A 19,455-nucleotide genomic window follows, 5' to 3' on the forward strand; every position below is an offset into this window, starting at 1 on the left:
GTTGCGTCACGGACGCGCGTAGCGCGCCTTGAGCTTGCCCTTGACCAGCTTCCCCGTCGGTGTTCGCGGGAGCTCGTCGAGGAAGTCCACGCTGCGCGGCGCCTTGTAGTGCGCCACCCGCTCCCGGGCGTAGGCGAGGATCTCCCGCTCCAGCTCCGGTCCGGGCTCGGCGCCCGGAGCCGGCTGCACCACCGCCTTGACCGACTCGCCCATCTCGTCGTCGGGCACCCCGAACACCGCGACGTCGAGGATGGCCGGGTGCAGCGCCAGCACGTTCTCCACCTCCTGCGGGTAGATGTTCACCCCGCCGGAGATGATCATGAACGCCTTGCGGTCGGTGAGGAACAGGAAGCCGTCCTCGTCGAGGTAGCCGAGATCGCCCATGGTGGCCCAGTTCTCGTGCTCGGCGTGCTTCACCGACCGGGTCTTCTCCCGGTCCCCCAGGTATTCGAAGGTGATCTCGTCCCGCTGGAAGTAGATGCCGCCGACCTCGCCGGGCGGCAGCAGCCGGCCGTCGTCGTCACAGATCCGGACCTCGCCGAGCACCGCGACGCCCACCGAGCCGGGTTTCTCCAGCCACCGCGCGGAATCGATCATCGTCATGCCGATGCCCTCGGTGGAGGCGTAGTACTCGATCAGGACCGGGCCCCACCAGTCGATCATCTGCCGCTTGACGTCGACCGGGCACGGCGCGGCGGCGTGCACCGCGACCCGGTGCGTGGAGAGGTCGTAGCGCCGCCGGACCTCCGGATCGAGCTTGAGCATCCGGACGAACATGGTCGGCACCCACTGGCTGTGCGTGATGCCGTAGCGCTCGATGGCCTGCAGAGCGCCTTCGGCGTCGAAGCGCTCCATCATCACCACCGTCCCGCCGAGCGCGTGCACCGAAGCGCAGTACCGCAGCGGCGCCGCGTGGTACACCGGCGCGGGCGAGAGGTAGACGGAGTTCTCGTCGAATCCGTAGACGCCGCGCAGGAGTTCGACGAGCGTGTCGCCGGGCTCGTGCACCTGCCGGTCCGGCAGGTTCGGCTTGATCCCCTTGGGGCGCCCGGTGGTTCCGGAGGAGTACAGCAGGTCCGCGCCGCGCGGCTGCACCGCGGGCACCTCGTCGGACGCGGCGGCCAGGGCCTTCTCGTAGTCCTCGTAGCCGGGCACCGGGCCGCCGTAAGCCATCCGCACGCGCACCTCGGGTACCAGGTCCGCCACGTTCGCCGCGAGCTCGCCCAAGGCGGCCGAGACCACCAGCGCGCTGGCGCCGGAATCGTTGACTATGTATGCGATCTCGTCGGATTGCAGGTGGTTGTTGACCGCGCACACGTACAGCCCGGAACGCACCGCAGCCCAGTAGACCTCGTAGGCGTGGACCGAGTTGTCGGTGAGCAGCGCGACCACGTCGCCCTTGGCCAGCCCGGCGGCGCGCAGCAGGTTCGCCAGCCGCAGGGATCGGTCGTCGAGTTCGCCGTAGGTCAGCCGCTGCCCCGAGCCGGCCATGATCAGCGCCGGCTTGTCGGGGTTCGCGGCGGCGTGGATTCCTGGGAACATGCGGCTCCTCCTCGAACCTCATGCGACGGTCACACGATGCGCTCCAGCTCTCCGAACAGCCGCTTGTTCTGCTCGGCGTTGGGCACCACAAAGGCGCCTTCGGCTTCCACCAGCACGGTGTCGGGATCTTCGGCGGTGCTGATCGTGGCGACCGAGTTCGTCCACCGCCCGTCGAGCTGGACCACGCGGCCGACGATGCGCAGCGGCGCCTTCAGCGGCACCGGCCGCCGGTAGCGGAGCGCCAGCTTCACGGTCATGCCGGGCTTGCCGTTCGCGGCGTGCGCGTGCCCGAGGATCTGGTCCAGCAGCATCGCGCTGATGCCGCCGTGCACGTAGCTGGGCGGGCCCTCGTAGGCCAGGCCGAGTTCGCAGGTGCCGATCGCGACGCCGTCGACGATCTCCACCCGCATCGGCGGCGCGATCGGATTGCCCGGCCCGGCGGCCGGGCTGTACATCCGGCGGGGCCGCCGCCCGTCGTCCACAGTGGCCAGTTGGCCGCGTTCGCGGCGCGCGGCGGCCAGCGCCGGCGCCAGGGCGCGGACCTGTTGCGCGGTCTCGACCAGCGTCTCGGTGTCGACCTCCGTGGACACCGCGGCGTCGATCAGCTCGCGCACCGCGGCACCGAGCTCACGAACCGCTTGCCGGCGCTCCTGCAGGTCGGTTTCGGCGTCGTGCGACAAGGCGCTCACTCACCTCGCCAAACCGGCGCGCGCTTCTCGGCGAACGCCAGCGCGCCTTCCTGGGCGTCCGCGGACTTGAACACCGGCGCGCTGATCTCGGCCTGGTTCGCGAATGCCTCCGCGTCGGTCCAGCGGACCGCCCCGGCCACGATCTGCTTGGTGGCGCGGACGGCCAGCGGGCCGTTGACGGCCACCCGGGCGGCCAGCGCCTTCGCCCCGGCCAGCGCGCCGCCGGGCTCGGTGAGCTCGTTGACCAGGCCGTGCGCGTGGGCGACCTCGGCGGTCAGCGGGTCACCGGTCAGCGCGACCTGCATGGCCAGCTGGTACGGCAGCGTCTTCGGCAGCCGCAGCAGGCCGCCCGCGGCCGCGACCAGGCCGCGCTTGACCTCGGGCAGGCCGAACTTCGCCTCGCGGGAGGCGACGATCAGGTCGCAGGCCAGCGCCAGCTCGCAGCCGCCGGCCAGGGCCCAGCCCTCGACGGCCGCGATCAGCGGCTTCGACGGCGGGCGTTCGGTGACCCCGCCGAAGCCGCGGCCGGGGATCGACGGCCGCTCGCCGCGGGTGAAGGCCTTGAGGTCCATGCCCGCGCAGAAGGTGCCGCCCGCGCCGGTGAGGATGCCGATCACCGCGTCCGACCGCTCCTCTAGCTCGTCGATCGCGGCGGCCAGCCCCTCGGCCACGGTGCGGTTCACCGCGTTGCGGGCTTCGGGCCGGTTGATCGTGATCACGGCGACGCCATCGGCGATCTCGGTCAGGACGCTGTCACCCACGCTGTCTCCTCCGGTTAGGCAAAGAGCGGCCTCCAGTTTTACCCGCCCGCCACCGGCAGTCCAGACCGACCGTCCGGTCTGACGCAGATCGAGCGCCGCACAGACCCATAGCCACGACCAATAGCACCCGCTTACGCACTTCGTCTTTCTCCACGCACGCAACTCGCACTGCCGCGGGTTCTCAGAAGTCTTCTCGGGAGGACAGCCCCAGCGCCGCGTATTGGACATGCACAAGTCGGGGATCCCGGACCGAGAAGGCTTCTGCAACTCCCGCAGGGGGCCGCCACCCGCACCGGCACTCAAAACGACCAGAGAACCGCTTATCCTGCGGTGATGGATCTGCGGTTGGTCGAGTACTTCGTGGCGGTCATCGACCACGGCAGCGTCACCAAGGCCGCGCAGGCCCTCTACATCGCGCAACCGTCGCTGTCGCAGGCGATCCGGAGCCTGGAGCGGCAGCTCGGGGTGCAGCTGTTCCACCGCACCGGCCGCCAGCTGGTGCTCAGCCCCGATGGCGAGGCGTTCGTCGAACCGGCCCGCCGCATCCTCCGGGACGTCGACCGGGCTCGCAGCGCGGTGCACGACGTGCGCGCGATGGGCAGCGGGCAGCTGGACATCGCGGCCCTGGCCACGCTGGCGGCGCACCCGCTGCCGGAGCTGGCCGGCGAGTTCCAGCGGCGCTATCCCGGGGTGCTGCTCAACGTCATCGACCCCGGCGGATCGGCCCGCGTCGTGGACGAGGTGCGGCGCGGCAACGCCGAGCTCGGCCTCACCAAGCTGCCGCCGCAGAACTCGTCGCTGCGGTCCCGCGAGCTGTGCACGCAGGAGATCGTGCTGGTGCTGCCGCCCGAGCTGGCCGACCGGCTGCCGGACCCGGTGCCGCTGGAGGCGGTCGCCGGCATCCCGCTGGTCCTGGAGTTCACCGACAGCACCACCCGCACCATCGTCGACGACGTCCTGGATCCGGCCGTGCAGACGGTCGCGGTGGAATGCGCGAACCGGCAAGCGGTCTGGGACCTGGTCTCGCACGGCGCCGGTGCCACGTTCCTCCCCCGCCACCTCGCCGAAACGGAGCTCGAAGGCGTGGTGCTGCGCTCCACCGCGCCGGAGACCTGGCGCAGCGTCGGGTTCGTGCACCGCCCGGGGCCGCTGTCCCCGGCGGCCGAAGCATTCCTGGAAATCGCCGGGATAGACGTTTCCGCTGGTCGGTGACCGTGCGTGCTTTGTGTCGCCATAGCAGCACAAAACGCGCACGGGCCTGCGGAAACGCTGTTCGGGGCCGTGCGATCAGCGCGGGATGCGGGCCATCCGGAGGAACGCCCGACCCGCCGGCGACAGCACCGCCGGGTCGTAGAGCACGCCGTACGGGAGGCTGATCGGCGGGTCGATCGCGCGCACCAGCGCACCGCGCGCCGCGGCCTGCTCCGCCATCGGCCGCGCCAGTATCGTGCCGCCGACACCCGCCAGCACGAACGGCAGCATGGACTCCCGGTGCTGCACGATCGCCGAGGGCCGGGTGCGCTTCCGGGCCGCGCTGAGGGCCTTCTCGATGGCGGTGCGGCCGGTGCTCTTGGGCACGATCACCAGCGGCAGGTCCGGCAGTTCGGTCAGCGGCAGCGGGTCGCGCTCGGGCACCGCGGTGCCCGGCGGGAACACCAGCCAGTACTCGTGGCAGCCGAGCTCCTCCACCTGCAGATCCGAGGAGGAGACCGGGAGGTTGGTGAACACGATCTCGCAGTGGCCCTCGCGGATCAGCGCCACGGCGCCTTCCTCGTCGCGGAGGTCGGCCAGCCGCAGCGAGACGTTCGGGTAGCGCTTCCGGAACCGGCCGACCAGCTGCGCGACCGGGTGCACGGCCAGCGGAGCGGCCACGTGGATGTCGAGCCGCCCGCGCGGCAGCCCCGCGGCGTCGACCATGGTCGCCTCGGCGGCGACGACATCGCGGAGGATCTGCCGCGCCGGGCCGACGAACGCCTGCCCGGCCGAGGTCAGCACCATGCCGCGGCCGATGCGGTGGAACAGGTCGACCCCGAGTTCCCGCTCCAGCCCGCGGATCGCCTGCGAGACGGTGGGTTGCGCCAGTTGCAGGGCGCTCGCCGCGGCGTTGATGCCCTTGTGATCGACGACCGCCAGGAAGTACTCCACCTGGTGCAGTTCCACCCGGGCAGCTTAATTGTTAATGCGACGTGAACACCGGGGTGTGTCCTGTGCCACTCCTGCCCGGCGCCCGGCTGTTCAGTCGGCTGCGAACGCGCTCGGGTCGGCGGGGACTTCGAAGACGATCTCCAGGCCGTCCTCGTCGTCCCACTGCTCGCCGACCTCGGCGAAGCCGAATCCGGCGATCGTGGCCAGCGAAGCCGCGTTGTCCGGGGCGATCGTCGCCCGCACCGTCTCGACCTCCGGTTCGGCCGCCGCCCGGCGCAGCAGCTCGACCAGCATGGCCCGCGCGTATCCGCGGCGCCGGAACTCCGGCGCGACGGAATAGCCGATCTCCACCATGCCAACCTCATCCGGCGGCCCGTGGAACCCGCAGTGCCCGACGACCGAGCCGTCCGCCCCGACCACCGCGAAGCGCACCATCCAGCGCGCCCGGGCCGGATCCGCCGCCATCTGGCCGAGCCGCATCCGCCAGAGCCACTTCGCCCGGTCCGTCACGAAGTACTCGGACAGCGCGACACCGGCCGCGAGGCCGGCGGCGGGCAGGTCTCCGGCCAGCAACGCCGACATCGACCTGTCCGCCAGCTCGACGAAGCGCACGCGCTGCTGCGCGGCCGGAAGCGGCTCGCGCCGGTCGGTTCGCTCGGTCACCGCCCGATGATCCCGGGGCGAGCCGCCCGGCGTCCAACGAATTGATCCGCGCCCGGCCTCACAGCCCCAGCGACTTGGCGATGATCGTCTTCATCACCTCGGTGGTGCCGCCGAAGATGCGGGTCACCCGGGCATCGGCGTACATGCGGGCGATCGGGTACTCCAGCATGTAGCCGTAGCCGCCGTGCAGCTGCAGGCAGCGGTCGATCACCCTGGACTGCAGTTCCGTGCAGTACACCTTGACCTTCGCCGCGTCCGCCGCGCTGAGCTCGCCGGCGTCGTGCTCGTCCAGCGCGCGCTCCAGCATCGCCCGCCCGGCCTCGATCTCCACCTCGCACCCGGCGAGCTCGAACTTGCTGTTCTGGAAGCTGGCCACCGGCTTGCCGAAGACCTTGCGCTCCTTCACGTACGCCACGGTGGTCCGCAGCGCCGCCTCCGCCGCGGCCTGCCCGGCGACCGCGATGCCCAGCCGCTCCTGCGGCAGGTTCGCGCTCAGGTACTCGAAGGCCCGGCCTTCCTCACCGAGCAGGTTCGCCGCGGACACCCGCACGTCGTCGAAGAACAGCTCCGCGGTGTCCTGCGCCTTCAGCCCGAGCTTGTCGAGGTTGCGGCCGCGGCTGAACCCGGCCATGTCCCGCTCGACGACCAGCAGCGACAGGCCGTCCCGGCGGTTCTCCCCGTGTGCGGTGCGGGCCACCACGATCACCAGGTCGGCGTTGTGGCCGCCGGTGATGAACGTCTTGGCCCCGTTGAGCATGTAGTACTCGCCCTCGCGGGTGGCGGTGGTCGCCATGCCCGCCAGGTCCGACCCGGTGCCCGGCTCGGTCATGGCGATGGCGCTCATCAGCTCGCCACTGGCCAGCCCTGGCAGCCAGCGCTTCCGCTGCTCCTCGTTGCAGATGTTGATGAAGTACGGCACGACCACGTTGGCGTGCACCGAGAAACCGCCCAGCGAAACCCCGGCGCGGGCGGTCTCCTCGGTGATGACCGCGTTGAACTTGAAGCTGTCGGTGCCCCCGCCGCCGTACTCCTCCGGCACTTGCAGGCCGAGCATGCCGATCTCGCCGGCCTTGTTGAACAGGTCCCTGGGCACCAGCCCGGTCTTCTCCCAATCGGCGAAGTTGGGCACGACCTCCTTGGCCAGGAACTCCCGGACGACCTCGCGGAACGCCTCGTGTTCCGCGTCGTAAGCGGTGCTGCGCATCCGCCCTCCTCCAGAATCTTCTTGTGCCCGAAGGGAATCGGGCACGGCTCGTGTTTGGGTCGTGAGTGGCGGCTCCGGTTCTTACCGGCACCACCACTCACGAGCGGCAGCCGCGTCGGCTCAGAGCAGTTCGAGGATCGTGGCGTTGGCCATGCCGCCGCCTTCGCACATCGTCTGCAGGCCGTAGCGGATCCCGTTGTCCCGCATGTGGTGGACCAGCCGGGTCATCAGGACCGCGCCCGAGCCGCCCAGCGGGTGGCCGACGGCGATCGCGCCGCCCAGCGGGTTGAGGCGGGCCGGGTCCGCACCGGTCTCAGCGAGCCACGCCAGCGGCACCGGGGCGAACGCCTCGTTGACCTCGAAGGCGCCGATGTCGTCGATGCCCAGCCCGGCCTTGCGCAGCGCCTTGAGGGTCGCCGGCCATGGGGCGGACAGCATCATCACCGGGTCGTCGCCGGCCAGCACCGCGGTGTGCACTCGCGCGATCGGCTTCAGCCCGCGCTCCTTGGCGATCTCGCTGGTGGTGATCAGCAGGGCGCCGGTGCCGTCGGAGATCTGCGAGGAGTTCCCGGCGTGGATGACGCCGTCCTCGCGGAACACGGTCTTCAGCTTGCCCAGCGTCTCCAGGGTTCCGCCGCGGCGGATGCCCTCGTCGGACTCCAGCACGCCCGGCAGCTTCGCCAGCTGGGCGTCCAGCGCGCCGGCGTCGACAGCCGCGGCCGCCTTGGCGTGCGAGGACAGCGAGTACTCGTCGAGCTGCTGGCGGGAGAAGCCCCACTTCTCGGCCACCATCTCGGCGCCGATGCCCTGGTTGAAGCCCTTGACGCCGTAGCGGTCGAGCACCGACTGCGCCATCGGCTTCTCCACGCCCTGCCGCGCGAAGCCCATCGGCACCCGGCTCATCGACTCCACGCCGCCGGCGACGGCGATGTCGTAGTACCCGGCGATGACGCCCGCGGCCGCGGCGTGCACCGCCTGCTGGCTCGATCCGCACTGCCGGTCCACCGAGGTCGCGGGCACCGACTCGGGCCATCCCGCGGCCAGCACCGCGGTGCGCGCGATGTTGCCGGCCTGCTCGCCGGCCTGGCTGACGCAGCCCCACACCACGTCGTCCACGTCGCCCGGCTCGATCCCGGCGCGCTCGACCAGCGCGGACAGCGCGTGCGCGGACAGGTCGGCCGGGTGGATCCCGGCGAGCGCTCCGTTGCGCTTGCCCACCGGCGTGCGAACGGCCTTGACGATGACAGCGTCCCTCATGCGTTTCTCCTGTCTGGCAAGCGGCTGCACACGGTCGGTTCCCTCGTTCTGAATGAACCACCGCGCGCGGGGCGGGCGCAAAGATCGGGCGTGGAACGTTCGGATAGGCCGCGCCTATGCACCCCAGTAGGGGGCGCGGAGCTCGCGGCGCAGCAGCTTGCCGGTGTCGGTGCGGGGCAGCTGCGGGCTGAGCTCGATGCGGCGCGGCACCTTGAACCCGGCCAGCCGCTCGCGGCAGTGCGCGGTCAGCCGCTCGGCCAGGCCGTCGGCCGCCTCCGGCGCCGGCTGGACGATCGCCAGCACCGACTGGCCCCACTCCTCGTCGGGGATCCCGATCACGGCCACGTCGGCCACTTCGGGGTGCGCGAGCAGCGCCGCCTCGACCTCGGCCGGGTAGATGTTGACGCCGCCGGAGAGGATCAGGTCGGTGCGCCGGTCGCAGAGGAACAGCCAGCCGTCGGCGTCGACGTAGCCGACGTCGCCGACGGTGATGAGGTCGCCGTGCCGGGCGGTGGCGGTCTTCTCCGGGTCCTTGAAGTACTCGATGCCGGAGATTCCGCTGCGGAAGTACACGGTGCCGGTCTCCCCGGCGGGCAGCGGCTCGCCCTGCTCGTCCAGGACGTGGATCTCGGCTCCGGGCAAGGGGAATCCGACGGTGCCCGGCTTGGTCAGCCACTCGGCGGACCGCACCGCCGTGGCGGATCCCTCGGTGGCGCCGTAGAACTCGGTCAACACCGGGCCGAGCCATTCGATGCAGCGGGTCTTGACGTCGACCGGGCACGGCGCGCCGGCGTGCACGACGCTGCGCAGGCTGGACGTGTCGTATCGGTCGCGCACCTCCGCGGGCAGCCGCAGCAGGCGGTGCAGCACCGTCGGCACCGTGAAGGTCGCGGTCGCCCGGAATTCGTCGATGAGCCGCAGGACCTCTTCGGGTTTCGCCCGTTCGCTGAGCACCACGGTGTGCCCGAAGTTCAGCCCGGTGAACGCGAAGGTGCCGGGCGCAGCGTGGTACAGCGGCGAGAGCACGAGGTGCACGCCCGCGCCGGGCTCGATGTCGAGCCGTCCCATGAAGTCGAGGTGGTACTGCGACACGACGGGCGGTCGGCCGGTCAGCGGGCGCCGCACGCCCTTCGGGCGCCCGGTGGTGCCGGAGGTGTAGAGCATGACCTCGCCGCCGGTCCGCTCGTCGGGGGCCGTCCGCGACTGCCCTTCGAACAGCTCCTCGTAATCCCGCCAGCCCGGCGAGCCGCCGACGGCGAACCGCAACTCCGCAGCCACCCCGGCGGCGTCCAGCGCCGGGCCGCACAGCTCGGTCAGCGAGGCGTCCACCACGACCAGCTTGGCCTCGCTGTTCTCCGCGATGTAGCCGATCTCCGCCGCCGCCAGGTGGTGGTTGATCGGCGTGAAGTACAGCCCGGACTGCCAGGTCGCCAGCCTCAGCTCGAAGTAAGGCAGTCCATTGTGGATGACCGCGCCGATGCTGTCGCCGGGGCGCAGCCCCATCGCGCGCAGCGCGTGCGAGAGCTGGTTCGCCCGCTCGGCGAGCTCCGCGAAGCTCACGGCCCGCCCGGTCACGTCGATCACGGCGGGACGGCCCGGATCGGCCTGCGCGATGTTGAACACTCCCAGCTCGCCGACCGCGAGGGACATGCCTACCTCCTCGTATCTCTTCCATCGACCTCGACCGGGTCACCGACCCGGGTTTGCCGCAATTTCAATGAGGTTTTTCCAACCTCGTTCTGCGTGGCGGTGCGGGTAGCGGCCCCCCTGCGGGAGTTACAGAGGCTCCCTGGACTGCGGGTGCCCCTCCTGATGTATGCCCAATGGAAGTTGCGCCCTGTCGGCGTGTCACGCCATGACACACCGAACTCCTGTGGACAACTTCGGCCGACTGTGGATAACTCGCGCAATTTCAATGGAATTCGAAGGTCTGATTTCCATTGAAATTGCGGCGTGGAACGCTCAGCCGAGGATGCGGCGGGCGTCGCGCTCCGGGTCGACCAGCAGTGCCATCACGATCCCGCCGACGACCACGGCCAGCCCGAAGATCTGGAACGCCTGGGCGTACCCGGCGCCCGGCGTCGGCGCGGCGTCGACGAGCGCGCCGGTCAGCGCAGGGGCGAACAGCCCGGAAAGCGTCTGCAGCGCGAGGAAGAAGCCCAGCGCACCGGGCTGCTGCCGGGTCGGGCTGATCTGCGACACGACCGCGTTCATCACCGGCAGCGAGACGACCATGAACCCGTAGGCCACCACGACCACGGCCACCGCGGCCCACGCGCCGCCGACGTAGGGCAGCAGCGCCAGCAGGCCGCCGCCGATCAGCAGCGACACGGCGGGGATCAGGCCGCGCTGCACGCGGGAGCTCGCGCCCCGCGAGATCATCCGGTCGGTGAGCCAGCCGGCCTCGATCATGCCGATCATGCCCGTGATGCTGGGAAGGCCGAACATGCTGCCCGCCTCCACCCGGCTGAACCCGAGCCCGGTCTCGAAGTACGACGGCAGCCAGGTGAGGATCACCGACACCATCCCGTAGACGGTGAAGGTGCCGATCACGCCGCCGATGAAGCTGCGGCTGAGCGCGATGTGCCGGAACGGCACGCGGAGACCGGTGTCGTCCCCCTGGGCGGCGGCCTTGCCGCGCGGCGTCGCGTACGGGCCCTCGCGGCCGATCAGCAGCCAGGCGACGCACCAGACCACGCCGATCAGCGCCAGCGCCAGGAAGGCCGCGCGCCAGCCCCAGGCGACCACGATCAGCGTGAGCAGCGGGGCGACCGCGATCTTGGCGATGGAGGCGCCGGAGTTCAGCCACGCGGCCGGCAGGCTGCGCTTCTCCTTGGGGAACCACTCGAACGCCCCGGCGCTGGCCATCGCGGTGGCCGGGCCTTCGGCGGCGCCGAGCGCGATGCGGCTGATCAGCAGCGCCGCGCCGGTCGCCGACAGCAGCACCGGCACCTGGGTCACCGACCACAGCACGGCCAGCCCGAGCAGCACCCACTTGGTCTTGACCTTGTTAGCCAGGAAGCCGACCGCGACGCCGCTGATGCTGTAGAGGAAGAAGAAGGCGCTGCCGATGAAGCCGATCTCGGCGCTGGTGAGGCCGAGCTCCGTCTTCAGGGGCTGGGCCACGATGCCCAGCACCGCCTTGTCCGCCCAGTTCACGATCATGAACAGGACGAGCATCGCGGTGATGGTCCAGGCCATCGCCGGCCGGAAGGCCGGGCCGGCGGCGGGTGCGGCAGTCCTGCCGTCGGCGGGGCTGCGCTGCAGGTTGCCAGCGGTCATGCGGGACCGTCCCTTCGTTGGAATGCCCGGTTCGGCGCGTTGAGCCCGCCGGCACGGCCATTCAACGAGAGCCCCGTCACACGGTCAAAGATGCTTGCCTGAACGCATCGATAGGCCAGCACTATCGGTCGTGAGTGTTTTGGATCGTCATGACGATCCAAAACACTCACGACCGGTGGTTCAGCCGAGGATGCGCGCGGCGTCCCGGTCCGGGTTGACCAGCAGCAGCGTCGCGATGCCGCCCACCATCACGGCGAGGCCGAAGACCTGGAACGCCAGCGCGAATCCCTCGCCGGGGCTGGCGGCCACGTCCACCAGCACACCGGTCAGCGCCGGGGCGATGAGCCCGGACGACGTCTGCAGCGCCAGGAACACGCCCAGCGCGCCGGCCTGCTGGCGAGGCGGGCAGATCTGCGACAACGCCGCGTTCGCCAGCGGCAGCGCCACGACGCCGATGCCGTATCCGAGCACGACCGCCGAGATGGCCAGCGCCGGCGAGCCGACGTACGGCAGCAGCGCCAGGAGCCCGCCGCCGATCAGCAGCGACACCGCGGGCACGATGCCGCGCTGCACGCGCGAGCTGGAGCCCGCCGACACGCGGCGGTCGCTGATCCACGACACGCCCAGCATCGCGATCATGCCCGAGATGCTGGGCAGGCCGAACATGGCGCCCGCCTGCAGCCGGTCGATGCCCAGGCCCACCTCGAAGTACGACGGCAGCCAGGTGAGGATCACCGACACCATCCCGTACATGGTGAAGGTGCCGATGACGCCGCCGACGAAGGTGCCGGAGAGCGCGATCTTGCGGAACGGGACCCGCTGCTGCATCACGGGATCCTCGGCCGCGGCGGCCTGGCTCCGGTGCGGCGAGAACGGGCCCTCGCGGCCGATCAGCGCCCAAGCCGCGCACCACACCACGCCGATCAGCGCGAGCGACAGGAAGGCCGCGCGCCAGCCCCACACCGCGACGATCAGCGCCAGCACCGGGGCGACCGCGATCTTGGCGATGGAAGCGCCGGAGGACAGCCACGCCGACGGGAAGCTGCGCTTCTCCTTCGGGAACCACTCGAACGCCCCGGCGTTGGCCATCGCGCCGGCCGGGCCTTCCGCCGCGCCGAGGCCGATGCGGCTGATCAGCAGCGTCACCGCGCTGGCCGACACCAGCACCGGCACCATCGTCAGCGACCACAGCGCGGCCAGCGCCAGCAGCACCCACTTGGTCCGCACCCGGTTGCCGATGAACCCGACGAGGAGCCCGGTGATGCTGAACAGGAAGAAGAAGGCGCTGCCGATGAAGCCGATCTGCGACGAGGTCAGGCCCAGGTCTTCCTTCAGCGGCTGCGCGGCGATGCCGAACACCGTCTTGTCGGCCCAGTTGACCACGATGAACAGCACCAGCATGCCGGTGATCGCCCAGGCCATCACCGGCCGGTACTCCGGCGGCGCGGCGGTACCGGGGGTTGCTTCATGCACTCTGTTTGCGGACATGCGCACGTGGTCCCTTCGGCGGAAGCGGATTGCGGTGCGGAATGCCGGGCGACGGGCGCGCGGCGGCACCGGAGGATCACTACCGCCGATTGAACGAGACGCACGTCACATGGTCAAAGAGCGGGGCGCTAACGCACCGATAGGCAGCCACTATGGACAGTGGTGCCACCAATTCGACGAGAAACCCGTTACCGGTCAACTTATTTCGCGGAACGAAGCAGTTCAAGAGTCTCGATGGATCCGGCCGCAAAACCGGCCCGTGCGTCCACATCGGACAACTCATCGGATCGCGAAAGCCGGTCGCGCACCCGATCGGACGCCGCGTCGCTGAGCCGTTCGCCGCAACCTGCTGGTCGCCTGGAATTCGTGGTCCGGACCTCTTCTGGTGGTTCACAAGGCCGTCACCTTCCGGAAAGGTCGGGGCCCAGCATGGCCAGACCGGCATGGAGGTGACGGAAGTTGGGCCCGGACGCGCAAAGTCGCGGCGAGCGCTTCACGTCGGTGACGACCGGTGTGCTGGTCGCGCTGCTGCCGCTGCTGGCGATCAGCGGCGACGCCCTGATCGACCCGGCAACCGGTCCCGCGCGGGCCGCACCGGAACTCCCGCCGGACGTGGGGACCAACGGCCGGTTGCCCGTCGACGACCGGCTCAGCCCGGAGTTCCTGGACGAGGTGCGCACGGAGCAGGACCTGGCCGCGCACGCCGAACCGGCCGACCGGGTGCCGGCCGGCCCGCTGGGCATCCCCGCACCGGTGCTGGCCGCCTACCAGCGCGCCGATCGAACGCTGGCGAGCACCGATCCGGGCTGCGGGCTGCACTGGTCGGTGCTCGCCGGGATCGGGCGCATCGAGTCGAACCACGCCCGGTCCGGCCGGGTGGACGTCAACGGCCGGACGCTGTCGCCGATCCTGGGCCCGCAGCTGGCCGGCGGGCCGGGGGTGGCCGCCATCCGCGACACCGACGGCGGCCGGCTGGACGGCGACCGGGCGTGGGACCGCGCGGTCGGCCCGATGCAGTTCATCCCGTCCACGTGGCGCAGCCACGCCGCCGACGGCAACGGCGACGGAACCCGCGATCCGCACAACGTCTTCGACGCGACGCTCGCATCGGGCCAATACCTGTGCAGCGGCGGCGGAAATCTGCGCGACCGGACGCAGCTGGCCGCCGCCGTGTTCCGCTACAACCACTCCGAGTCGTACGTCCGCTCGGTGCTCAGCTGGGCCGACGCCTACGCCCGCGGCGTCATGCCCACCCCGAGCGACACGACGATCCCGGGCGACCCCGTGCTGCTCGCATTCGCCCCGCCACTCCCTGGCGCTCCCCCACCGCCGGGCGCACCGCTGCCGCCGGGTGCTCCGCCACCCGCCGCCGGAGCTCCGCCCGCCCCCGCGCCGCCGCCCTGGACACCTCCGCCACCCCCACCACCAGGCACGACAGCGCCGCCGTCACCACCACCGCCACCGCCACCGCCGTCGTCGTCGGCGCCGCCATCCGAGCCGCCGCCGTCCGAGCCTCCACCGACGAGCTCGGCGCCGCCGAGCAGCTCGCAACCACCGCCCAGCGGCGAATCGACCGCGCCGCCGAGCGCATGACGAGGCATGCTGGGCGCATGGGAATCCCGCTGCGCCCCTGGGCCGCCTCGCCCGCCGGAACCGGCGCGCGGTGGTCGCACTACCGCGAATTCGGCCCTGCGAAAGAGGTTTCGAGCGCTGCCTCGCTCTGCTGGCAGGGATTCGCCGGATGGGACCGGGAGTTGCGGATCCTCCCGGACGGCTGCGCCGACCTGGTGTGGGACGGGCGCAGCCTCGACGTGGTGATCACCGCCGGAGCCCCGGCACGCCGCTGGCTGCCGGGAACCGCCCGGACGCTGGGCCTGCGGCTGCGCCGCGGCGGCACTGGCTCGCTGCTGGGCCACGGGCTTTCCGAGCTGCCGACCGGGACGACGAGACTCGCCGACCTGTGGGGCCGGCGAGCGGGGCGGGCCGAAGAGCTGCTGGCAGCGTCGAAGTCCTTCGAGGCGCGGCGAAACGTGCTGGAGGCGCTGGTCGCCGAGCGGCTGCGAGACGTCCAGCCGGACCCACACGCCATCGCTGCGGCGCACGGTCTTGGTACGCCCGGGGCGAAACCCGCGGACGTCGCCGACGAGCTCGGCATCAGCGAACGGGGACTCCGACGGCTCCTGCGGCGCGAAACCGGGTGCGGCCCCAAGCAACTGCAACGCATCCTCCGCTTCCAGCGGTTCCACCGCCGCCTGCCCGCGCTGGCGCGCGGACGCACGTCGCTGGCGGTCGTCGCCGCCGAGCTCGGCTACGCCGACCAGTCGCACCTGGGACGCGAATGCCGCCTGCTGTCCGGCTCATCGCCCGCTGCGCTGGTGCGCAGTTGGGCCCGGCAGGACGCGTTGGCCGAAAAGTTCCAGACGGCGCGGCCCGGGACGGCCAGGATCGGGCCCCGTGACAACCCGTTCCGAAACCGCTGAAGCCTTCCGCATCACCATCTCGGTCCGCAGCGACGACTTGGATGTCAACGGCCACGTGCGCGGGCCCGCGTACCTCGCCTACGGCGACCACGCGCGGTGGGCGTGCCTCGCCGCCGCCGGTGTCGACCCCGAGCGACTGCGCGCCCAGCACGACGTGGGCCCGGTCAACCTGGAGACCACCGTCCGATTCCACCGCGAACTGCGACCGCTGGACCAGGTCGAGGTGACGTGCGCCTTCCAGTGGGGCGACGGCAAGACGTCCCGCGTCGTGCAGGAACTCCGCGCCCCGGACGGCACCCTGGTCGCGGAGGTCGAAAGCGTCTCCGGCCTCCTGGACCTGACCCGGCGCCGCCTGGTCGCCGACCCGGCCCGCTACTGGCGCGAGCTGGCCACGCGTCCACGACTACTAGGCCTGTGAGCCGAAGCTGCCCGGAGCGAACGGACCGTTCGCCCCGATAGACGAGGCGAACAGGCCGTTCACTCCACCTCTGCGGTGCGCTGCCGCCGATTCATGCCCGTCGTGCTGTCTCGGGACTGACCTGCGGGGCTGGGATCGCGCGGGTTCTCTCGCGGTGGAGGACGAATTCCACGATGGTCAGGTTGATGATCCAGCCCAGCCACTGGCCGATCGGGATCGTCATGTCCACCGCCGCCGGGACCGAGCCGCCGTACATCGCGCCGATGAACGGGAACTGGGCGAGCAGCAGCAGCGGCACCACGATGCGCGACGTCACGGCCAGGAACGTCAGCGCGTAGTTGCGCATCATCCACGCCCGGTGGGCCGCGAAGTCGCGCCGCCGCGCGGCCCGGACCGCCAGCGCGCCCGTCACCAGCCAGCCGACCGCCGGGATGAGCAGGCCGACCCCGGTGAGGGCGTGCTCGGCCAGCAGCGCCACCGGGATGCCGGTCAGGCCCGCCGGCAGCACCCCGGCCAGCAGGTAGGCCCGCCCGACCACCCGGTGCAGCCGGCGGCGCGCCCGCAGCGCGGGGATGAACTGCAGCGGCCCGAGCACGAGCGCGACCGCCGCCGTGAAGATGTGCACGAGCAGCAGGATCCAGTGCGCCTCGCCGCGCACCTGGATCCTGCTCGCGTCCACGTCGAGGAGCACGTACGGCACGACCAGCGCGGTGCCGCCGACGGCCGCGGTGGTCAGCAGCAGCCAGCCGCGCCGCGCCGATCTCCGCACGCCCGATTTCGCCGTCATCGTTCCGCCTTCCGTCGAGGTGGCCGCCGGAACCGCGGTCCCGGCGGCCACCGGAGATCAGCCCAGCTCGGTCAGCCGCTCGCGGTACTCGTCGGCGCCGATCTCCCCCTTGGCGAACCGCTCGGCCAGGATCTCCTTCGCCCGCTCGACGGCGGAGCGCTTCCGCGGCCGGCCGCGAACCGCCAGCCAGATCACCGTCGCGATCAGCGCGGCGACCAGCACCAGGAAGAACAGCCCGATCAGCCATCCCGGGCCGCCGTGCGGCCCGTGCCAGCCGGGATTCGGGCCCCACTGCACCAAGAACTCGGTCAACATCACTGCCACCTCCGAAACCGCTCCCGTTCGTCGGATCGAGTCTCGGCCCGGCGGGCGGCGCTGTCGTCGGTCACCGAGCGACACCCGGACTACCGCGCACGACGTAGCCGGCGTGCGCAGCACCGCGGATCGGGTGTTGACTCCGCTTCTCCCCGGCGGTCACCATTGCGCCATGCGCAGCTCGATGCGCATTGAGGAACAGTCCCGCTGCCGCTTCCGTTCCAGGTGGGGAGTTGCCGATGAGGATCCTGCTCGCCGACGCGTTCCCGGACGCGCACCTCGCGGAGCTGGCCGACCACGGCCACGACTGCGCCTACCGCCCGGACACCACCGCCGATCAGCTCCCCGACCGGCTCGACGGGTTCGACGCGCTCGTGGTCCGCAGCACCCGGGTTGCGGCCGCCGCGCTCGAACGCGCCGACGGCCTGCGACTGGTCATCCGGGCGGGAGCCGGCACCAACACGATCGACTGCGACGCGGCGTCCCGGCTCGGAATCCGCGTCTGCAACGTGCCCGGGCGCAACGCCGCCGCGGTGGCCGAGCTCGCGTTCGCGCTGCTGCTGGCGCTGGATCGCAACATCTGCGACAACGTCGCGGACCTGCGGGCCGGACGTTGGGACAAGAAGCGCTACTCGCGCGCACGCGGCATCTTCGGCCGCCGGGTCGGCGTCATCGGCCTCGGCCAGATCGGCCTGGCCTTCGCCGAACGCGCCGCGGCGTTCGGGATGGCGGTGCACGCCGTGGCCAGGCCCGGACGCGCGCCGGAGACGCTGGAGCGCGCGAACGCGATCGGCGTTCGCTTCGTCGACGACCTGACCACCCTCGCCAGCACCTGCGACGTGCTCTCCCTGCACGCGCCCGCGACCGACGCCACGCGGCACCTGATCGACGCCGACCTGCTGGCGCACGTGCAGCCTGGCACGATCATCCTCAACACCGCGCGCGGGGAACTCGTCGACGAGGAGGCGCTCATCGAGGCCATGGCGGACAAGGACATCCGCGTCGGCGTCGACGTCTACGCGGACGAGCCGGCGACGAGCACCGGGCGCATCGAGTCCCGGCTGGCCCGGCATCCGAACGTCTACGGCACCCACCACATCGGGGCGTCCACCGAGCAGGCTCAGCAGGCGGTCGCCGCCGAGGTGGTGCGGATGGTGGACGCGTTCGAGTCGGGCACGGTGCTGCACTGCGTGAACCCGCAACCCGCAACCCATTCCGGCGAACGCTCGTGAACGCCACCCGGCAGGACGGCGCCGGGATCACCGCCCGGCCGCCGCGCGTGCTGCTGCGCGGGAGCGGAGTCCCAGGGCCGGCGGTGGTGGTCTACCGGCTGGAATCCGGCGGGCACCGGCAGACCGGTGTCGTGGTCGAGGTGTCGATCGACGACTACCGCGGCGGCCGGATCCGGCGTCACGAAGCCACCCAACCGGCCCGGGTGCGCGAGCTCGAAGAGCAGGCCGAGGCGACCGGGGTCGAGCGGATGCCGGTCATGCTCGTCCACAGAGGACACCTGTCGATCGCCGACATCACCGCGGAGGCTCCAAGCGCACGGCTGCACGACGGGAGCGCCACGCACACGGTGTGGGTCCGGCGCGACGAAGCGGGCGCGCGGGCGTTGTGCGACGAGATCGGCCGCATCGGCAACCTCTACATCGCCGACGGCCACCACCGGATGCAGGCCGCCGATCGCTACGCCGCCCGGCGCGGCCTCGCCTCCGACCACCCGAGCGCCTTCACGCTCGCGGCGCTGTTCCCCAGCGACGAGATGCGCATCCTCGGCTACCACCGCTGCTTCGCCCTGGCACCGGGCAGCACCGCGCGGGACGTGCTGGACCGCCTCGCCGAACATCCGCTGACCGAGCGGATCGAGGAATCCCCCACCGCGGACACGGAACCCGGCGTGGTGGCGATCGGCCTCGGCGACCGGTGGTACCGCATGCGGCTGCGCGCCTCGGGCGTTCTCGACGCCTTCGCCATCGAGCAGGAGCTCCTGCCGAAGCTGCACGACCTCACCGCGGGCGAGGCCGCGGCCGACCGGCAGCACGCGGTGGAGACCTGCTGGTGCGGCGACCGGAACGCGTTCCGCCTGATCCCGCACCCGCCGACGATCGACCAGGTGCTGACCACCTCGGACGAGGGCCGGCCGATGCCGCCGAAGTCGACCTGGTTCGACCCGAAACCGACCGCGGAGCTGTTCCTCCGCCCGCTCACCTGAGCGAGTTTCCGGAGCAGCTGGGGCACATTTCACTTCCCGACGGGACACCGGACCGCGAAACTCCTGCCCGCACGGCAGATTCCGCATTACGATCACGCGCCGACCGCGTCGATCAGGAGGTTTCGCCGTGCTGGAGAACGCCGCGGGGGAAAGACCGCGAACGAAGCAAGCCGCACGCCCGAACGGCGCACCGGCCGGGCGCCGAAGCC

18 protein-coding genes are annotated in these 19,455 nt (G+C 71.5%); 6 read left to right on the forward strand and 12 right to left on the reverse strand.

All coding sequences use genetic code 11. The features are described 5' to 3' along the window. Positions 1 to 6 precede the first annotated feature (6 nt). From ACWEV3_RS15235 to ACWEV3_RS15245, 3 genes are read right to left on the reverse strand one after another with little or no spacing between them, the layout of a single operon-like run. A complete protein-coding gene (locus tag ACWEV3_RS15235; protein ID WP_452614452.1) occupies positions 7 to 1,542 on the reverse strand; it encodes an acyl-CoA synthetase in 1,536 nt (511 codons plus the stop codon). A 29-nt stretch (positions 1,543 to 1,571) separates the two neighbouring features. Further along, positions 1,572 to 2,231, reverse strand: coding sequence for a PaaI family thioesterase (locus tag ACWEV3_RS15240; RefSeq protein WP_452614453.1), 660 nt, complete (start codon positions 2,229 to 2,231; stop codon positions 1,572 to 1,574). Beyond that, positions 2,228 to 2,992, reverse strand: coding sequence for a crotonase/enoyl-CoA hydratase family protein (locus tag ACWEV3_RS15245; RefSeq protein ID WP_132494278.1), 765 nt, complete (start codon positions 2,990 to 2,992; stop codon positions 2,228 to 2,230). Before ACWEV3_RS15245 ends, ACWEV3_RS15240 begins: the two co-directional genes overlap by 4 nt. Positions 2,993 to 3,325: 333 nt before the next feature. Here ACWEV3_RS15245 and ACWEV3_RS15250 point away from each other — a divergent pair, with 333 nt between their 5' ends. Beyond that, positions 3,326 to 4,204 carry a LysR family transcriptional regulator gene (locus ACWEV3_RS15250; RefSeq protein ID WP_452614454.1) on the forward strand — a complete coding sequence of 293 codons (879 nt, stop codon included), beginning with the start codon at positions 3,326 to 3,328 and terminating at the stop codon, positions 4,202 to 4,204. 75 nt (positions 4,205 to 4,279) lie between these two features. On the opposite strand, the gene ACWEV3_RS15255 is transcribed toward ACWEV3_RS15250, so the two are convergent. From ACWEV3_RS15255 to ACWEV3_RS15285, 7 genes are all read right to left on the reverse strand, one after another. Next, positions 4,280 to 5,152, reverse strand: a complete 873-nt coding sequence (locus ACWEV3_RS15255; RefSeq protein WP_452614455.1) for a LysR family transcriptional regulator — start codon at positions 5,150 to 5,152, stop codon at positions 4,280 to 4,282. Between the two features lie 75 nt (positions 5,153 to 5,227). Continuing rightward, positions 5,228 to 5,800, reverse strand: a complete 573-nt coding sequence (locus tag ACWEV3_RS15260) for a GNAT family N-acetyltransferase (protein WP_452614456.1) — start codon at positions 5,798 to 5,800, stop codon at positions 5,228 to 5,230. Positions 5,801 to 5,858: 58 nt separating this feature from the next. Further along, on the reverse strand, positions 5,859 to 7,004 hold the full coding sequence (locus ACWEV3_RS15265; protein WP_452614457.1) for an acyl-CoA dehydrogenase family protein: 1,146 nt from the start codon (positions 7,002 to 7,004) through the stop codon (positions 5,859 to 5,861). A gap of 120 nt (positions 7,005 to 7,124) precedes the next feature. After that, positions 7,125 to 8,261: a thiolase family protein gene (locus tag ACWEV3_RS15270; RefSeq protein ID WP_452614458.1), complete on the reverse strand. Its 1,137-nt coding sequence runs from the start codon at positions 8,259 to 8,261 to the stop codon at positions 7,125 to 7,127. 114 nt (positions 8,262 to 8,375) lie between these two features. Next, a complete protein-coding gene (locus ACWEV3_RS15275) occupies positions 8,376 to 9,911 on the reverse strand; it encodes an AMP-binding protein (protein ID WP_452614459.1) in 1,536 nt (511 codons plus the stop codon). 312 nt (positions 9,912 to 10,223) lie between these two features. Next, positions 10,224 to 11,543, reverse strand: a complete 1,320-nt coding sequence (locus tag ACWEV3_RS15280) for an MFS transporter (protein ID WP_452614460.1) — start codon at positions 11,541 to 11,543, stop codon at positions 10,224 to 10,226. 180 nt (positions 11,544 to 11,723) lie between these two features. Continuing rightward, positions 11,724 to 13,031: an MFS transporter gene (locus tag ACWEV3_RS15285; RefSeq protein WP_452614461.1), complete on the reverse strand. Its 1,308-nt coding sequence runs from the start codon at positions 13,029 to 13,031 to the stop codon at positions 11,724 to 11,726. Positions 13,032 to 13,490: 459 nt separating this feature from the next. Here ACWEV3_RS15285 and ACWEV3_RS15290 point away from each other — a divergent pair, with 459 nt between their 5' ends. The 3 genes from ACWEV3_RS15290 to ACWEV3_RS15300 are packed head-to-tail and all read left to right on the forward strand — an operon-like array spanning position 13,491 to position 15,929. Beyond that, positions 13,491 to 14,624 carry a lytic transglycosylase domain-containing protein gene (locus ACWEV3_RS15290; RefSeq protein WP_452614462.1) on the forward strand — a complete coding sequence of 378 codons (1,134 nt, stop codon included), beginning with the start codon at positions 13,491 to 13,493 and terminating at the stop codon, positions 14,622 to 14,624. Positions 14,625 to 14,641: 17 nt separating this feature from the next. Beyond that, on the forward strand, positions 14,642 to 15,511 hold the full coding sequence (locus tag ACWEV3_RS15295) for a helix-turn-helix domain-containing protein (protein WP_452614463.1): 870 nt from the start codon (positions 14,642 to 14,644) through the stop codon (positions 15,509 to 15,511). Beyond that, positions 15,486 to 15,929, forward strand: coding sequence for an acyl-CoA thioesterase (locus ACWEV3_RS15300; protein ID WP_452614464.1), 444 nt, complete (start codon positions 15,486 to 15,488; stop codon positions 15,927 to 15,929). Before ACWEV3_RS15295 ends, ACWEV3_RS15300 begins: the two co-directional genes overlap by 26 nt. A 91-nt stretch (positions 15,930 to 16,020) precedes the next feature. On the opposite strand, the gene ACWEV3_RS15305 is transcribed toward ACWEV3_RS15300, so the two are convergent. Continuing rightward, positions 16,021 to 16,716, reverse strand: a complete 696-nt coding sequence (locus tag ACWEV3_RS15305; protein WP_452614465.1) for a DUF2306 domain-containing protein — start codon at positions 16,714 to 16,716, stop codon at positions 16,021 to 16,023. 57 nt (positions 16,717 to 16,773) lie between these two features. Then, complete coding sequence (locus tag ACWEV3_RS15310) at positions 16,774 to 17,031, reverse strand: SHOCT domain-containing protein (protein WP_452614466.1); 258 nt, start codon at positions 17,029 to 17,031, stop codon at positions 16,774 to 16,776. A gap of 239 nt (positions 17,032 to 17,270) precedes the next feature. On the opposite strand from ACWEV3_RS15310, the gene ACWEV3_RS15315 reads away from it, so the two are divergent. Both ACWEV3_RS15315 and ACWEV3_RS15320 read left to right on the forward strand, forming a co-directional pair. Further along, a complete protein-coding gene (locus tag ACWEV3_RS15315; RefSeq protein ID WP_452614467.1) occupies positions 17,271 to 18,263 on the forward strand; it encodes an NAD(P)-dependent oxidoreductase in 993 nt (330 codons plus the stop codon). Then, positions 18,260 to 19,246, forward strand: coding sequence for a DUF1015 family protein (locus tag ACWEV3_RS15320; RefSeq protein ID WP_452614468.1), 987 nt, complete (start codon positions 18,260 to 18,262; stop codon positions 19,244 to 19,246). The genes ACWEV3_RS15315 and ACWEV3_RS15320 overlap by 4 nt, the downstream gene beginning before the upstream one ends. The last annotated feature ends 209 nt before the right edge of the window (positions 19,247 to 19,455 follow it).

This window comes from Saccharopolyspora sp. NPDC003752 (assembly GCF_053605825.1).

Bases quoted from the DNA above. Each gene is read 5' to 3' on its own strand.
- ACWEV3_RS15295 (WP_452614463.1), top strand. From the start codon at position 14,642: ATGGGAATCCCGCTGCGCCCCTGGGCCGCCTCGCCCGCCGGAACCGGC.
- ACWEV3_RS15310 (WP_452614466.1), bottom strand. From the start codon at position 17,031: ATGTTGACCGAGTTCTTGGTGCAGTGGGGCCCGAATCCCGGCTGGCAC.
- ACWEV3_RS15235 (WP_452614452.1), bottom strand. From the start codon at position 1,542: ATGTTCCCAGGAATCCACGCCGCCGCGAACCCCGACAAGCCGGCGCTG.
- ACWEV3_RS15265 (WP_452614457.1), bottom strand. From the start codon at position 7,004: ATGCGCAGCACCGCTTACGACGCGGAACACGAGGCGTTCCGCGAGGTC.
- ACWEV3_RS15250 (WP_452614454.1), top strand. From the start codon at position 3,326: ATGGATCTGCGGTTGGTCGAGTACTTCGTGGCGGTCATCGACCACGGC.
- ACWEV3_RS15280 (WP_452614460.1), bottom strand. From the start codon at position 11,543: ATGACCGCTGGCAACCTGCAGCGCAGCCCCGCCGACGGCAGGACTGCC.
- ACWEV3_RS15270 (WP_452614458.1), bottom strand. From the start codon at position 8,261: ATGAGGGACGCTGTCATCGTCAAGGCCGTTCGCACGCCGGTGGGCAAG.
- ACWEV3_RS15275 (WP_452614459.1), bottom strand. From the start codon at position 9,911: ATGTCCCTCGCGGTCGGCGAGCTGGGAGTGTTCAACATCGCGCAGGCC.
- ACWEV3_RS15285 (WP_452614461.1), bottom strand. From the start codon at position 13,031: ATGTCCGCAAACAGAGTGCATGAAGCAACCCCCGGTACCGCCGCGCCG.
- ACWEV3_RS15315 (WP_452614467.1), top strand. From the start codon at position 17,271: ATGAGGATCCTGCTCGCCGACGCGTTCCCGGACGCGCACCTCGCGGAG.
- ACWEV3_RS15305 (WP_452614465.1), bottom strand. From the start codon at position 16,716: ATGACGGCGAAATCGGGCGTGCGGAGATCGGCGCGGCGCGGCTGGCTG.